This is a genomic window from Streptomyces sp. NBC_00414 (assembly GCF_036038375.1).
Classification (GTDB): Bacteria; Actinomycetota; Actinomycetes; order Streptomycetales; family Streptomycetaceae; genus Streptomyces.
In genome coordinates this window covers 3,810,969-3,826,874 of sequence record NZ_CP107935.1, presented here as the reverse complement: position 1 = coordinate 3,826,874, position 15,906 = coordinate 3,810,969, and the positions used below count along the sequence as shown (strand labels likewise).

At 71.8% G+C, this 15,906-nt stretch carries 8 protein-coding genes; 5 read left to right on the top strand and 3 right to left on the bottom strand.

Annotated elements, in window-relative coordinates:
• Positions 1 to 36: 36 nt before the first annotated feature.
• The 3 genes from OHS59_RS16370 to OHS59_RS16360 form a co-directional block, all read right to left on the bottom strand.
• Entirely contained in the window at positions 37 to 1,593 is a 1,557-nt protein-coding gene (locus tag OHS59_RS16370) for an alpha/beta hydrolase (RefSeq protein ID WP_328494136.1), read from the bottom strand.
• Between the two features lie 129 nt (positions 1,594 to 1,722).
• Positions 1,723 to 3,273 carry an alpha/beta hydrolase gene (locus OHS59_RS16365; RefSeq protein WP_328494135.1) on the bottom strand — a complete coding sequence of 517 codons (1,551 nt, stop codon included), beginning with the start codon at positions 3,271 to 3,273 and terminating at the stop codon, positions 1,723 to 1,725.
• A 98-nt stretch (positions 3,274 to 3,371) separates the two neighbouring features.
• Entirely contained in the window at positions 3,372 to 6,215 is a 2,844-nt protein-coding gene (locus OHS59_RS16360) for a lysylphosphatidylglycerol synthase transmembrane domain-containing protein (RefSeq protein WP_328494134.1), read from the bottom strand.
• 185 nt (positions 6,216 to 6,400) lie between these two features.
• Between OHS59_RS16360 and OHS59_RS16355 the strand changes: the two genes are divergently transcribed.
• The 5 genes from OHS59_RS16355 to OHS59_RS16335 all read left to right on the top strand — a co-directional run bounded on the left by OHS59_RS16355 (position 6,401) and on the right by OHS59_RS16335 (position 15,822).
• Positions 6,401 to 6,805 carry an MGMT family protein gene (locus OHS59_RS16355; RefSeq protein ID WP_328494133.1) on the top strand — a complete coding sequence of 135 codons (405 nt, stop codon included), beginning with the start codon at positions 6,401 to 6,403 and terminating at the stop codon, positions 6,803 to 6,805.
• Between the two features lie 63 nt (positions 6,806 to 6,868).
• Positions 6,869 to 7,075 (top strand): hypothetical protein, encoded by a 207-nt coding sequence (locus OHS59_RS16350; RefSeq protein ID WP_328494132.1) that lies wholly within the window; start codon positions 6,869 to 6,871, stop codon positions 7,073 to 7,075.
• On the top strand, positions 7,072 to 10,632 hold the full coding sequence (locus OHS59_RS16345; protein ID WP_328494131.1) for a UvrD-helicase domain-containing protein: 3,561 nt from the start codon (positions 7,072 to 7,074) through the stop codon (positions 10,630 to 10,632). The genes OHS59_RS16350 and OHS59_RS16345 overlap by 4 nt, the downstream gene beginning before the upstream one ends.
• 188 nt (positions 10,633 to 10,820) lie before the next feature.
• On the top strand, positions 10,821 to 14,408 hold the full coding sequence (locus tag OHS59_RS16340; RefSeq protein WP_328494130.1) for an ATP-dependent DNA helicase: 3,588 nt from the start codon (positions 10,821 to 10,823) through the stop codon (positions 14,406 to 14,408).
• Between the two features lie 10 nt (positions 14,409 to 14,418).
• Positions 14,419 to 15,822 (top strand): dipeptidase, encoded by a 1,404-nt coding sequence (locus OHS59_RS16335; RefSeq protein ID WP_328494129.1) that lies wholly within the window; start codon positions 14,419 to 14,421, stop codon positions 15,820 to 15,822.
• The last annotated feature ends 84 nt before the right edge of the window (positions 15,823 to 15,906 follow it).

Below are 15,906 nucleotides of genomic sequence, written 5' to 3'. Positions count from 1 at the left end.
GGGCGGCCGAGGCCGCCACGAACCGCAGACCTCCTACTAACCGCAGACCTTGCCGTCGTCCGGTACCGATCCGTCCAGCAGGTAGTCGTCCACCGTGCTGTCGACGCAGTCGCTCCCGCTCCCGTAGGCCCCGTGCCCCTCGCCCTTCCAGGTGAGCTGCACACCGACGCCCTCGCCCAGCTCGTCCGCCATCTTGCGAGCACCCTCGTACGGTGTCGCCGGGTCGCCGGTGTTGCCCACCACCAGGACCGGGTCCGCGCCGGGCGCGCTCACCTCCGGCGTCTCGTACTGCCCGGCCACCGGCCAGTCGTGGCACCAGCCGGCCGTGTCCCAGCCCATCGAGTCCCCGAACACGGGCGAGATCTTCCGGAACTCGGGGAGCCGCTTCTTCGCCTCCTCGGGCGTCGGCCGCTCCTTGTCGTCCAGGCACGATATGACCCGTTGGGAATGCGTGGTCGTGCCGTAGCTGCCCGAGGCGTCACGGTCGTTGTAGCTGTCGGCCTGCGCGAGCAGCTCCGTACCGTCACCGTCCTCGGCGGCTTCGAGCGCGCTGGTGAGGGCCGGCCAGGACGACTTGCTGTAGAGCGGGTAGACGATGCCGGTGAGAGCGAGCTGCTGGGTGAGATCGCGGCCGCTCGTGGTCGGCAGCGGTTCGGAGTCGATCCGCTTGAGCAGCGCCGCGATCTTCTGCGAGCCCTGCTCGGGGTCCTGGCCCGTGGATTCCAGATAGTCCTCCAGAGCGCGCTGGAAACCCCGCGCCTGGTTCTCCGCGTGGCCCACCGTGCCGGCGCTCGGGTCGACGACCGCGTCCAGGACCAGCCGTCCCGCGTTCTTGGGGAACAAGTGGGCGTACACGCCGCCCAGTTCGGTGCCGTACGAGATGCCGAAGTAGTGCATCTTCCGGTCGCCCAGGACGTGCCGCATCAGGTCCATGTCCCGGGCCGTGTCGGTCGTCGAGACATGTCCCAGGAGCTTGCCCGCGGACTTCTGACAGCCCTCGCCGAAGGCCGTGGCGTCCTTGAAGAACGCGGTCTCCTCGGCGGCGGTGTCCGGAGTGGTGTCGACCGCCTCGGCCGCCTGGACCTCCTTGTCGCCGCGACAGCGCACCCCCTCGCTGGCGGCGACTCCGCGCGGGTCCCAGCTGACCAGGTCGTACCGCTCGTGGAGCTTCGCGAACGTCGGCCCGTACGGCGGCAGGTAGTCCACGCCCGAGCCGCCCGGTCCGCCGAAGTTGAACAACAGCGAGCCGATGCGGTCGTCCGACGATCCGCTCGACTCGCTGCGGATCAGCGCCAGTCCGATGGTCTCGCCCGCCGGCTTCGCCCAGTCGAGCGGCACCTTGAGGGTCGCGCACCGCCAGTCCCCGCCCGGTGCGGGACCGGTCTCGGTGGCCTTGCACCTGCTCCAGTCGAGCTTCTGCGAGGTGAGGGAGGCGGGCAGTCCCGGCATCGTGTCGGCGGAGGAGGCGGCGCCCGGCGGCCTGCCGGCGTCGTCGTTCTTGTCGTCCCCGCCGTCGTCCCCCGACGAGCCGCTGCAGCCGGCCACCAGCAACGCGGCGGCGGCCAGTGCCGTCCACCGTGCGATACGCGCCATGAACTTCCCCCCTCGCATCGTCGTCCGCCGGATGTCGCGGATGACAGTCAGGCCATATTAGGCAGATCTCCGCGAGCACCGTGGAGCCCTGTGGATAACTCTCTGACCTGCTGTTTCACGAGTTTCACCTCAGGAGCAGACCGTGCCGGCCGTCGGGACCCCGCCGTTCAGCAGATAGCCGTTCACCGCGTCACGCACGCATTTGTTCCCGCTGTCGTACGCCCCGTGCCCCTGTCCCTTGTACGTCAGCTCGACACCGACCCCCTTGCCGAGCGCGTCCACCATCTTCCGGGCGCCCTCGTACGGTGTCGCCGGGTCGCCGGTGTTCCCGACCACGAGGATCGGCGCCGAGCCGGGCGCGCTCACATCGGGGTGGTCGGCGTCGCCCGCCACCGCCCAGTCGGTGCAGCCGACCATGCCCCACGCCAGATAGTCGCCGAAGACGGGAGAGGCCTTCCGGAACTCCGGGAGCTTCGCCGTCACGTCGGCGGCGGTGTAACGCGGTTTGTCGTCGGCGCAGTTGATGGAGACGTTGGCGGCGCTGATGTTGCTGTACTCGCCGTCCTGGTTCCGCCCGTTCATCGAGTCGGACAGCAGCATCAGAACCTTGCCGTCCCCGTCGTACGCCTGCTGGAGCCCTTCGGTGAGGTACTCCCAGAACTCCTTGGAGTACAAGGACTGCGCGATGCCGCTCGTGGCGGCGGTCTGGGTGAGGCTGCGGGGGAAGACGCCCGGGATCGGTTTGCTGTCGAGGTCCTTCAACAGCTTGGCGATCCGGTCCTTCACGTCCTGCGCGCTGTCACCGAGCGGGCAATCGTCCGCCTTGGACGCGCAGTCCTCGGCGAAGTTGTCGAGCGCCAGCTGGAAGCCCTCGGCCTGCCCGAGGGAGCCCTGTTCGGAGTTCTGCGTCGGGTCCACGACCGCGTCGAAGACCGCCCGCCCCACCTTCTCGGGGAACAGATGCGCGTACACGCCGCCCAGTTCGGTCCCGTACGAGATGCCGAAGTAGTGCAGCCGGTCGTCGCCGAGGACGTGGCGCATCAGGTCCATGTCGCGGGCCGCGTCGGTGGTGCGCACGTGGGGGAGGACCTTGCCGGAGTTCTTCTCGCAGGCCTTGTTGAACTCCTTCGTGCCGTCCACAAGGGCCCGTTGCTCGGCGGCGTCGTCCGGGGTGGCGTCCTGCTGGAAGTACTCGTCGAGCTGCTCGCTGTCCTCGCACTTCACACCGGCGCTGCGGCCGACACCGCGCGGGTCGAAACTCACCAGGTCGTAGCGGGTGCGCAGCCGGTCGTAGTCCTGGCCGAACGCGGGGAGCGTGGTCACGCCCGAGCCGCCGGGACCGCCGAAGTTGAAGAGCAGGGAGCCGATGCGCCGGTCCTTGGCGCCGCTCGCCTCCGCGCGGATCAGCGCGAGCCCGATGGTGTCCCCCTTGGGCTTGTCCCAGTCCAGGGGTGCCTTCAGGGTGGCGCATTTCCAGTTGTCGCCGTCCGGCAGAGGCGACGGAGCGTCTCCGCCGCCCTCGGACTCGGACGGTTCCGGGCAGTCCTTCCAGCTGAGCTTCTGCGCCGACAGATCCTCGTCCTCGGAGCCGCCGTCCTCGCCGCATCCGGCGAGCGCCGCCAGCAGCAGGAGGGCGGTGGCGGTCAGAACGGCGGCACGCGGCGGGGAGGGGTTCGGCATGAACCCATCCTGAGGTCGCTCAGAGCGGGCCGCTCGGGGCGCGGGCCGTGCGGGTGAGAATTCCCGCCCGCTCCCGGGTCCCGCTGTGACGGCAGGGCCTAGAGCGCGCCCTTGCGCGTCAGGTGGTTGAAGAACAACCATCCCGGCAGCACGGGCAGCCACAGGGTGAGAAGGCGGTACAGGAGGACGGCGGGAGCCGCGACCTCCTTGGGGAGTCCGACGGCGATCAGACCGACCGTCAGGGTGGCCTCGACCGCGCCCACACCGCCCGGGGTGGGCGCCGCGGAGCCGAGCGCGTTTCCGGCGAGGAAGACGACGGCCACGCTGGCGATGCTGATGGCGGGCATGTCCTCGGTGCCGAACGCCCGGACCGACGCGTCGAGGCACATCACGAAGCAGGCTGTCAGCAGAAGCATGCCTCCGATGCCGGTGATCAGCTTCTGCGGTCGCTGGAGGACGTCCAGCATGCGCGGGATGACACCCGCGAAGAGCGACCGCACGCGCGTGACCACGAATTTCCGGAGGAACGGCACCGAGGTCACGACGAGGACGAGGACCGCGACGGTCAGCAGACCCGCGATGACCGTCCGGGACGGCGACAAGGAGGGTGTCTTCTCGGTACCGGTCAGATATCCGAACGACAGCAGCATCAGGATGTGACAGCCGAGTCCGAACAGCTGCGACGCGCCGACACTCGCCACCGCGAGTCCCGGCCGGACCCCCGCGCGCTGGAGGAACCGTGTGTTGAGCGCGACACCGCCTACCGCCGCGGGTGCCACGATCTTCACGAAGGAGCCGGCGACCTGCGCCGCCACGGCCCGGACGAACGGCACCCGCTCGGGCACGAAGCCCAGCAGGCTCATGGCCGCGGCGAAGTAGCTCAACATCGAGAAGAGCGCGGCCGCGGCGACCCAGCCCCACTTGGCGTTGTCGAAGAGCGTGCCGAACTCGATGTGCGTGAGCTGCGTCAGCAGGAAGTACGCGCCGAACGCGCCCGCGATGAAACTGATCAGCGTGCGCGGACGGATGCGCTCCAGACGGGCCGGCTCGACCGGTGCCTGCGGTCTGATCAGCAGCACCTGGTGGCGGATCTGGGTGAGCAGATCCTCCTCACGGGCCTCGTCCAGCGCCTCGTCGATCGCCCGCTTCTCGGCCCGCTGCTCGGCCCGTACGGCCTTCTTGTCGGGCTTCTCCAGGACGGGCCTGGTCTCCTCGGGAGTGGCCTCGTGCTCCGCGGCGCGGGCCAGTTTGGCCTGCCGGGACGCCTCCAGGACCGCCTCGCGCTCGCGCTCCGAACGCTCCCGGGCCAGCTTGCGCAACGTCGCGCGGTGGGAGCGGGTGAGCGCGATGGGCTGCAGCATGGGCAGGCAGTCGGCGACCGCGTCCGGGCCGAGCACACCGACGGCGGAGGCCACCGCGCGCTCCGCGCCGACCCGCAGGCCGAGCGTGGTCACCAACTGGGCGACGTCCATGCGCAGCATCAGTTCACCGGCCGCGATCTCGCCGTTGCGCAGGTCCGTGAGGATCACCGTGCCGGAACGATCCACCAGAATCGCGTCGCCGGCCAGCCTGCGGTGCGCGATGCGCCGAGACTGCAGCGCCTGCACCTGGTGCCAGGTCTCGCGCAGCAGGTCGTCGGTGATCTCCTCGTCCGGCAGTGCGTCGAGGGTGCGCCCGCCGATGTGCTCGTAGACCAGCATCACGGCGTCCGGACCCAGCTCGGAGGTCGCGATCAGCTTCGGCGCGTTGGCTCCGGCCGCGATGGCCGCGTACGCGAGGAGCGCCTCCTGCTCCAGTGCCTGGCGCAGCGACTGGAGGCTGCGGCGCGTGGTGATGCCGCGCAGCGTCAGGCGGCGCCACACGCGGTAGAAGAAGCCCTGCGCCTGCTGTTCCCGGTCCACCACCGTGACGTCCAGTGGTGGGCCGTCCTGGAGTGTCACGAAGTACCGGCGGCCACGGTCGCCGTCCGCGGCCTCCGGGGTCTCGTCCCGCGCGGCGCTCACCGGGTGGAAGCCGACGTGCCGCAGGCCCGCCATCAGGGTCCGGCCCGTGGGCCGGACGTTCGGTGAGCCGACCGCGTACAGGGTCCCGTACGCCACGCTCCAGCCGATCAGTACCGTGAGGATGATCGAGAAGGGGGTCGTGTAGCCGGTGACCAGCATGGAGAAGGCGTCGAGCATCAGCACGACCCACAGGACCGCACGCCAGCGCGGCCGCCGCGACATTCCGACGGCCGTCATATAGGCGATGACCGGCGCGAGGTAGCCGTGCACCGGGTCCGTCAGGGCGTGGATGTCGCCGGGAGAGGGCTGCGTGAGCGCCTTCTGGATCGAGTCCGGGGCGCCCTTGGCGACCCACAGATCGGTGGCGAGCGTCACCCCGTGTGCGAGGACCGCGGCCAGCACACCGTCGGCGATCCGCAGCCCGTCCCGCTTGATCAGCCGCTCGATGGCGAAGGCGACCGGCACCAGGAGGATCGCGATGCTCGACGCGAGCCCGGCGATCTTGATCAGCAGGTCGGGTGCCTCGTCGGTGCCCTTGTTGATGTCCTGCGCCAGCCCCGACGTCGTGCCGTGCGCGAACGCGGCGATCGACAGCAGGACGGCGATCGCGAGGACGCCCACCAGGAGGCGCATCAGGTCGGAGGGACGGTGCACGCGCGCGGGGAGCAACGGTTCGTCGCCCTCGACCTCTTCGGCGGGGGCGTCGTCGTCGACGCCGGCCGCGCCGTCGGTCTCCTCGGCTCCGCTCTCCTTGCGCATGTCCTTCTTCCGGGACGTATCCGGATTCACGGATGTCACGGATGTCACAGACGTCACGGGCGTCCCGGACGCCTCTGATGTCCGCGGAAGGCTCTCGTCCGTATCGTCGCCGGAATCCGGGCGCGACGAAACCTCAGAGGTGCCCTCCGCGTCTTCGGGGTGCACACCCTGCTGTTTCATCGTCTCTTCTTGGTCTCGTATCACCAGTAACCGCCCGCACGATGGTGGCATGCCCCGCTGACACAGGGGGGCATCAGGGTGCAATGCGGGGGCGCACAGTCTGCCTGAAGCGCTGTTCCTGGGCGAGGGATACGCACAGTCGCCGCCGCGTCACGTTGTCGGCGGGGTGGTGCAGGATGGACCGGATGAGCGAGCAGAGCCTCCCGGCGGACGCCTTGCCGGAGTACGCGGAGCGGGTCCTCGATGTCGCCGAGCAGATTCCGCCCGGGCGCGTCATGACGTACGGAGACGTCGCGGAATGGCTGGAGGAGGGCGGTCCGCGACAGGTCGGACGCGTGATGGCCCTCTACGGAGGAGCCGTTCCGTGGTGGCGGGTCGTCCGCGCGGACGGGGCGCTGCTCCCCGGCCACGAACTCAGGGCGCTGGAGAACTACCGGGCCGAAGGCACGCCCCTCAAGGAGGCGAGCAGGGCCTCCGAGGGCCACCTTCCGCGCATCGACATGAAACGGGCCAGGTGGGACGGCGGCGATCGCGCGGAGGGTCACACCCGACAGCTTCCGGCACGGGACCGGCAGGAGGGGGACAGGTGACCCGTACGGGGGAATGCGGGCACGCCCGCGGCATGCCGTACGTTCGTGATGCGGGAGACGCCGGTGCCGGGAGGGAACCCGGGGAAGCGCTGCTTCCACGGCATCCACCGGCGTAGCGTCGACGGCACGCACCCCCTTCATCCCGCTGCCACCGCCCACCTCGCGCCGCCGATCTCCCACCCGTCGCCCGAGCACGATCCCTCACCGACGGCGTTCCGCGTCGACAGTGACAACCCCCAGCACACCCACCAGGACCGGCGAACCACGTGAGCTCCTCTTTCTCCACCAGGCGCCTGTCGTACCCCCAGGGTCGGCAGGGGGCCCGTGGCGCCTACCGGCTGGTGCGTACCCCGCCGGTGCGGGTGGCTCCCCCTCTGCTGGACGCAGCCCAGCGCGCGGCGGTTGACCACGAGGGGGGTCCGCTGCTCGTTCTCGCAGGTCCGGGGACCGGCAAGACGACCACGCTGGTCGAGTCCGTGGCGGCCCGGATCGCCCGCGGCGCGGACCCCGAGCGCATCCTCGTACTGACGTTCAGCCGCAAGGCCGCCGTGGAACTGCGTGACCGCATGGCGCTGCGCATAGGAGCGGCCCGCGCGCCCCAGGCGACGACCTTCCACTCCTTCTGCTACGCCCTGGTCCGGGCCCACCAGGACACCGACCTGTTCGTGGAACCGATGCGGCTGCTCTCCGGCCCCGAACAGGACGTGGCGGTACGGGAACTGCTCGCCGGCCAGCCCGGCCTGGAGCGGCTCGGCCTCGCCCATGTGCGCTGGCCGGACGAACTGCGCGCCTGTCTGACGACACGCGGCTTCGCCGACGAGGTCCGCGCGGTCCTCGCCCGCAGCCGTGAGCTGGGCCTGAGCCCCGACGCCCTCCAGACCTTCGCCAGGCGCATCGGCCGCCCCGACTGGCTGGCCGCCTCCGCCTTCCTCGCCGAGTACCTCGACGTGCTCGACATGCAGGGAGTGCTCGACTACGCGGAACTGGTGCACCGCGCGGTGCTGCTCGCCCGGCGCCCGGGCGTGGCCGAGCGGCTCGCCGAGAGGTACGACGCGGTCTTCGTGGACGAGTACCAGGACACCGACCCGGCCCAGCTGCGGCTCCTGGACGCGCTCGCGGGAGGCGGCCGCACCCTGGTGGCCTTCGGTGACCCCGACCAGTCGATCTACGCGTTCCGGGGAGCCGACGTGAACGGCATCCTGGAGTTCCCGGAGATCTTCCCGCGCGCGGACGGCACCCCGGCGCCGGTCGAGGTCCTGAGGACGTCCCGCCGGTCGGGTGAGGGCCTGCTGAAGGCCACCAGGCTGCTGACCCAGCGCATGCCCCTGACCCGTCTCCCGGCGGAGAAGGTACGCGCCCACAGGGAACTCGCCCCCGTACGGGACGGCGGCCACGTGGAGGTCTACACGTACCCGACCTCCGGTACGGAGCTGGAGAACATCGCGGACATCCTGCGCCGCGCCCACCTGGAGGACGGCGTTCCGTGGAAGGACATGGCCGTCCTGGTACGCGCCGGGTCCCGCACCATCCCGACGATCCGCCGCACGCTCACCGCGGCCGGCGTCCCCCTCGACATCGACGGCGACGACCTGCCCCTGCGCCACGAACCGGCGGTGACGCCCCTGCTGACGGCCCTCAAGGCGGTGGCCGCGGCGGAGCTGGGGGAGACGGCACAGGAGACGGTGTCGGCGGGTGAGCCCGGGACGACCGAACCCGGGACCGGCGAGTCCGAGGCGGCCGAGTCCCGGACGGCCGGAACCGAGACGGCCGGAACCGAGACGGCCGAATCTGAGACGGCCGACCACGAAACGGCCGGATCCGAAGAGCCGGGCTCCGAAGGTGCTGAGCGAGCCGAGGGGCCCACTCCGGAGGAGGCTGTCTCGGAAACGCCCACTCCGGAGGAGGCGATTTCCGAGGACGCCCCCTCGGAGGAGCAGTCCGTCGCGGAGACGCCGTGGCTCGACGTCGAGACCGCGCTCACCCTCCTCGCGTCCCCACTGGCCGGTATGGACGCCGCCGATCTGCGCCGTCTGGGCCGCGCCCTGCGCGAGGAGGAGCGCGCCGGGGGCAACCACGTGCCGCCGCCCTCCGACGTGCTGCTCGCGCGGGCGCTGGCCGAGCCGGAGCGGCTGGTCGCCCACGATCCCTCGTACGCGCGCGGGGCCCAGCGCCTGGGCGCCCTCCTGCGCAAGGCACGAGAGCGCCTGGCGGGGGGCGGCACGGCCGAGGACGCGCTCTGGGAGCTGTGGGACGGCACTCCCTGGCCGCAGCGCCTGGAGCGGGCCGCCCGGCGCGGCGGCGCGGCCGGACGCAACGCCGACCGCGACCTCGACGCCGTGTGCGCGCTGTTCGCGACCGCGGCCCGCGCCGAGGAGCGCACCGGCGGCCGCGGAGCCCTCAACTTCCTCGAAGAGGTCGAGGCCCAGGACATCGCGGCCGACACCCTCACCCGAAGGGCCGTGCGCCCCGACGCCGTGCGTCTGATGACCGCGCACCGCTCCAAGGGCCTGGAATGGCGCATGGTCGTCGTCGCGGGCGTCCAGGAGGGTCTGTGGCCCGACCTGCGCCGCCGGGGCTCCCTCCTGGAGGCCGACCGCATCGGACGTGACGGTCTCGCGGAGCCGCTCACCCCCGGAGCGCTCCTGTCCGAAGAGCGCCGCCTGTTCTACGTGGCCGCCACGCGCGCGCGTGAACGGCTCGTCGTCACCGCCGTGAAGGCCCCGGCCGACGACGGCGACCAGCCCTCGCGTTTCCTCACCGAACTCGGCACGGAGCCCAAGGACATAACGGGCCGCCCCCGTCGGCCGCTGTCCGTCGCCGCACTCGTCGCCGAGCTGCGCGCCACCACGGTCGACCCCCGCGTCTCGGCCACCCTCAGGGAGGCGGCGGCCCGCCGCCTGGGCAGGCTCGCCGCGCTCGGCGACGAGGACGGCCGCCCCCTGGTGCCGTCCGCGCACCCCTACCGCTGGTGGGGCATGTACGAACCCACCGAGAGCAAGGTGCCGCTGCGCGACCGCGACCATCCCGTCGTGCTCTCCGGCAGCGCCCTCGACCAGCTCGCCAACACCTGCGCCCTGCAGTGGTTCCTCGGCCGCGAGGTGAAGGCCGACGCCCCCGCGACCGTCGCCCAGGGCTTCGGCAACGTGGTGCACGTCCTGGCCGACGAGGTCGCCTCCGGTCGTACGCCCGCCGACCTCGCCGTCCTCATGGAGCGCCTCGACTCCGTGTGGGAGGCGCTCGCCTTCGACGCGCCGTGGAAGTCGGCGCAGGAGAAGGAGCACGCGCGCGTGGCGCTCGAACGCTTCCTGAAGTGGCACGTCATGGACCGCGCCGAACGCACTCCGGTGGCCAGCGAGCACGACTTCGACGTCACCCTCGAAGCGGGCTCCTACGAAGTGCGCATCCGCGGCTCCATGGACCGCGTCGAGCGGGACGCCGAGGGCCGCGCCTACGTGGTCGACTTCAAGACCGGCAAGCAGGCACCGAGCGCCGCCGACGTCGCCCACCACCCGCAGCTCGCCGTCTACCAGCTCGCGGTCGGCGAGGGCGCCGTGGACGAGGCCTTCGACGGTGCACGCCCCGAGCCCGGCGGCGCCGAACTCGTCCAGCTCCGCCAGGGCGCCCCCAAGAAGGACGGCGGCGAGACCCTGCCCAAGGTGCAGGCCCAACAGCCGCTGGAGGGGGAGTGGGTCGGCGACCTGCTCGCCACCGCCGCGGGCAAGGTCCTCGACGAACGGTTCACGCCGACGACCGGCCAGCACTGCACGCACTGCGCGTTCCGGGCCTCGTGCAGCGCCCGCCCGGAGGGACGCCACGTCGTCGAGTGAGCGGGCGGGCCCCGGGCAGCTGTCCGAAGGGTGTCCGCCGCCTGCGCGGCGATGCGGGTCAAACGCCGGCCCCTGCGTACGAAGTGATGTGAAGTGACATACGGCACCACGTGTGCTGACCTGCGCATCCTCCCGCCCGGCCGCCGAATGGGCACCGACTGTCAGTGGGCGCGGCTAGCCTCTCTCACGTGCCAGCCCGTATCTCCGATCCCGAGCAGCTCAAGGAGCTCCTCGGTATCCCGTTCACCCCGGAGCAGACGGCCTGCATCACCGCACCGCCCGCCCCGCAGGTGATCGTGGCCGGAGCGGGCTCCGGCAAGACCACGGTGATGGCCGCGCGCGTGGTGTGGCTGGTCGGCACCGGACAGGTCGCCCCCGAGCAGGTCCTGGGCCTGACGTTCACCAACAAGGCGGCGGGCGAACTCGCCGAGCGCGTACGGAAGGCGCTCATCAAGGCCGGAGTCACCGACCCGGACGTGATCGACCCGGACAACCCGCCGGGCGAGCCGGTGATCTCCACCTACCACGCCTTCGCCGGCCGACTCTTGACCGATCACGGGCTGCGCATCGGGCTCGAACCCACCGCCCGCCTCCTCGCCGACGCCACGCGCTACCAGCTCGCCGCACGCGTCCTGCGCGAGGCACCCGGCCCCTACCCGTCGCTCACCCGGTCCTTCCCCGACCTCGTCAGCGACCTCCTCACCCTCGACTCCGAGCTCTCCGAACACCTCGTACGCCCCGAGGAACTGCGCGCGTACGACGCCCGGCTGCTGCACGAGCTGGAGGGCGTCAAGCTCACCAACCCCGACCTGCGCAAGGTCCCGGAGGCGGCAGCCGCCCGGCGTGAACTGACCGAGCTGGTGAGCCGCTACCGGAAGGCCAAGCGCGAGCGCGACCTCCTCGACTTCGGCGACCAGATCGCCCTCTCGGCGACCCTCGCGCGCACCCGCGCCGAGGTCGGCGGCATCCTGCGCGACGAGTTCCGGGTGGTCCTCCTCGACGAGTACCAGGACACGTCCGTGGCCCAGCGCATCCTCCTGGCGGGCCTGTTCGGCGGCGGCACGGGCCACCCGGTGACCGCCGTCGGAGACCCCTGCCAGGCCATCTACGGCTGGCGCGGCGCCTCCGTGGCCAACCTCGACGACTTCCCCGAACACTTCGCGCACCCCGACGGCCGCCTCGCGACCCGCCAGTCGCTCAGCGAGAACCGCCGCAGCGGAGGCCGCCTCCTCGACCTCGCCAACGGCCTCGCGGAACCCCTGCGCGCCATGCACGCGGGCGTGGAGGCCCTCCGCCCGGCCCCCGGCGCCGAGCGCGACGGCATGGTGCGCTGCGCCCTGCTGCGCACCCACGCCGAGGAGATGGACTGGCTCGCCGACTCCGTCGCCCATCTCGTACGCACGGGGAAGGCCCCCGGCGAGATCGCCGTCCTGTGCCGCACCGCCACCGACTTCGCCCAGATCCAGGGCGCGCTCGTCGCCCGCGACGTCCCGGTGGAGGTCGTCGGGCTCTCCGGACTGCTGCACCTGCCCGAGGTCGCCGACCTGGTCGCCGTCTGCGAGGTCCTCCAGGACCCCGGGGCCAACGCCTCCCTGGTCCGCCTGCTCACCGGACCGCGCTGGCGCATCGGCGCCCGCGACCTCGCCCTCCTGGGCCGCCGGGCCCGGCGGCTCGTGTCCCACACGCGCGTGGACGCCGACGACGACCCCGACCTGCGGCTCGCCGCGGCAGTCGAAGGCGTCGACCCGGCCGAGGTGATCTCCCTCGCGGACGCGCTGGAAACGTTCCTGGAGACACCCCTCGGCGGTGACGGGGACGACGACGGGCTGCCGTTCTCGGCCGACGCGCGCGTACGGTTCGCGCGGCTCGCCACCGAACTGCGCGACCTGCGCCGCTCGCTCGCCGACCCCCTCATGGACGTCCTTCACCGGGTCCTCGCCACCACCGGCCTGGAGGTGGAGCTCTCCGCGTCCCCGCACGCCCTGGCCGCCCGCCGCCGCGAGACGCTGTCCAACTTCCTGGACGTCGCCGCCTCCTTCGCCGCGAACGAGGGCGAGGCGAGCCTCCTCGCCTTCCTCGGCTTCCTGCGCACCGCCGCCCAGTACGAGAAGGGCCTCGACAACGCCCTGCCGGGCGGCGAGAACACCGTAAAGGTGCTCACCGCGCACAAGTCCAAGGGCCTGGAATGGGACGTCGTCGTGGTCCCCGGGCTCGTCACCGGCACGTTCCCCAGTGGCCAGGGCCGCGAGAAATGGACTGCCCAGGGCAAGGTCCTCCCGCACGAACTGCGCGGCGACGCCGACACCCTGCCCGACATCGACGCCTGGGACTCCCGCGGCATGAAGGCCTTCCACGAGGCCATGAAGGAGCACCAGCACACCGAGGAACTGCGCCTCGGCTACGTCACCTTCACCCGCCCCCGCTCCCTGCTGCTCGGCTCCGGCCACTGGTGGGGCCCCTCCCAGAAGAAGCCCCGCGGCCCCTCCGACTTCCTGCACGCCCTGTACGAGCACTGCGCGGCCGGGCACGGCGAGATCGAGGCCTGGGAGGACGAACCGGAGGAGGACGAGGAGAACCCCGCACTTCAGGCGGCAGGCGGTGACCACGCCTGGCCGCTCCCGCTCGACGACCTGGCGATGGCCCGCCGCCGCGAGGCCGCGCAGACGGTGCTGGCCCACCTGGAGTCCGCCCACTCCCACGAGACGGCGCACCCTTCGGCTCCCGATGACCCGGGCCCGTACGACGACCCGGACTGGCCGCCCCCGCCGGACGACGACGAGCCTCTCTACGGGGACGACCACTTCGCCGACGAGCCCCCCTACGGAGACGGCCCCTCCACCGGCGCGCCTTCCTACGGGGACGGACATTCCACCGACGCGCCTCCTTACGAAGAGGCCGATTTCGCGGACGAGGACCCTGACGACCGGGACACGTGGACCGCGAACCGCCCACGGGTCCCGCACCCCAGCCCCGCCCCGGACGCCCGCCCGCACCCTTTTGCGACCACGCGCCTCACCCCCGAGGAAGCCCGCACCATCGCCTCCTGGGACCGCGACCTCGACGCCCTCACCGGAGAACTCCTGCGCGCCCGCGAGAGCGTCACGGACGTCCCCCTGCCGGCCTCTCTCACCGCGTCCCAGCTGCTGCGCCTGGCCGCGGACCCGGAAGGTTTCGCAACCGAACTGGCGCGCCCCATGCCACGCCCGCCCCAGCCCGCCGCCCGCCGCGGCACCCGCTTCCACGCCTGGGTCGAAGCCCGCTTCGAAGAGCTGCGGCTCCCGATGCTGGAGCCGGAGGAGCTGCCCGGCACCGAGGCCGAGATCGCCGACGAACGCGACCTGGAAGCCCTCAAGAACGCCTTCGAACGCACCCCCTACGCCCACCGCACGCCCCACCGGATCGAGGCCCCGTTCCAGCTCGCCATCGCAGGCCGTGTCGTACGGGGCCGGATCGACGCCGTCTACAAGGAAGAGGGCGGCGACGGCGAGGACGGAGACGGGGCAGGGACCACCACGTACGAGATCGTCGACTGGAAGACCAGCCGCACCCGCACCGCCGATCCCCTCCAGCTCGCCGTCTACCGGCTGGCCTGGGCCGAGCAGCACGGCATCCCCCTGGAATCCGTACGGGCGGCCTTCCTGTACGTGCGCAGCGGTGAAGTCGTACGCCCCGAGAGCCTGCCGGACCGGGCCGCGCTGGAGCGGCTCCTCCTGGAAGATCCACCCGAAGGGGTTCCCGACGAACCGCCGGACCAGCACGCACGCGTGGACGGATAGGCTCGTGACCATGAGCAAGACTCCGGACAGCGCCGTCCGCGCGTACATCGAGCAGCACCGCGCAGCCTTTCTCGACGACCTCGCCGAATGGCTGCGCATCCCGTCCGTCTCGGCCCAGCCCGAGCACGCCGCGGACGTACGGCGCAGCGCCGACTGGCTTGCCGCGAAACTGCAGGAGACGGGCTTCCCGACCTGCGAGGTCTGGGCGACTCCCGGCGCACCCGCAGTCTTCGCCGAGTGGCCCTCCGACGATCCGCAGGCACCCACGGTCCTCGTCTACGGCCACCACGACGTGCAGCCCGCCGCCCGCGAGGACGGCTGGGACACCGACCCCTTCGAGCCCGTCGTCCGCGGAAACCGCCTCCACGCGCGCGGGGCGGCCGACGACAAGGGCCAGGTGTTCTTCCACACACTCGGCGTCCGCGCCCACCTCGCCGCCACGGGCCGCACCGCTCCCGCGGTCCACCTCAAGCTGCTGATCGAGGGCGAGGAGGAGTCCGGTTCCCCGCACTTCCGTGCTCTCGTAGAAGCCCGCAAGGGCCGCCTGACCGCCGACGCGGTGATCGTCTCCGACACCGGCATGTGGTCCGAGGACACCCCCACGGTCTGCACCGGCATGCGCGGCCTCGCCGAGTGCGAGATCCGGCTGCACGGGCCCGACCAGGACATCCACTCCGGCTCCTTCGGCGGCGCCGTGCCCAATCCGGCCACCGCCGTCGCCCGCCTCGTCGCCGCCCTGCACGACGAGCACGCGCGCGTGGCGATCCCCGGGTTCTACGAAGGCGTCACCGAGCTAACCGACCGCGAGCGGGAACTCTTCGCCGAGCTGCCCTTCGACGAGGAGCGCTGGCTGCGCACCGCCCGGTCCACGGCCACCCACGGAGAGAGCGGCCACACCACCCTGGAGCGCGTCTGGGCCCGCCCGACCGCAGAGGTCAACGGCATCGGCGGCGGCTACCAGGGCCCCGGGAACAAGACGATCGTCCCGTCCTCCGCGATGGTCAAACTCTCCTTCCGGCTCGTCGCCGGACAGGACCCCGACCACATCGAGAAGGCCGTCCGCAGCTGGGCCGCCGAGCAACTGCCCGCCGGGATCCGTCACGAGATCACCTTCGGCGCCGCCACGCGCCCGTGCCTCACACCGCTCGACCACCCCGCCCTGCAGTCCGTCGTACGCGCCATGGGCCGCGCCTTCGAGAAGGAGATCCTCTTCACCCGCGAAGGGGGATCGGGGCCCGCGGCGGACCTCCAGGACGTCCTCGCCGCCCCGGTGCTGTTCCTCGGCATCTCGGTCCCGTCCGACGGCTGGCACGCCCCCAACGAGAAGGTCGAACTGGACCTCCTCCTCAAAGGCGTCGAGACCTCCGCCCACCTGTGGGGCGATCTGGCCCGGAACTGGCGAGATGCACACTGAAGAAGCCCCGCCGCACACGTCCTGCCGTACATCCGGACATCCGGCTGAACAGCCCGCCGAACCAACCGTTTCACCGGGGGAGTT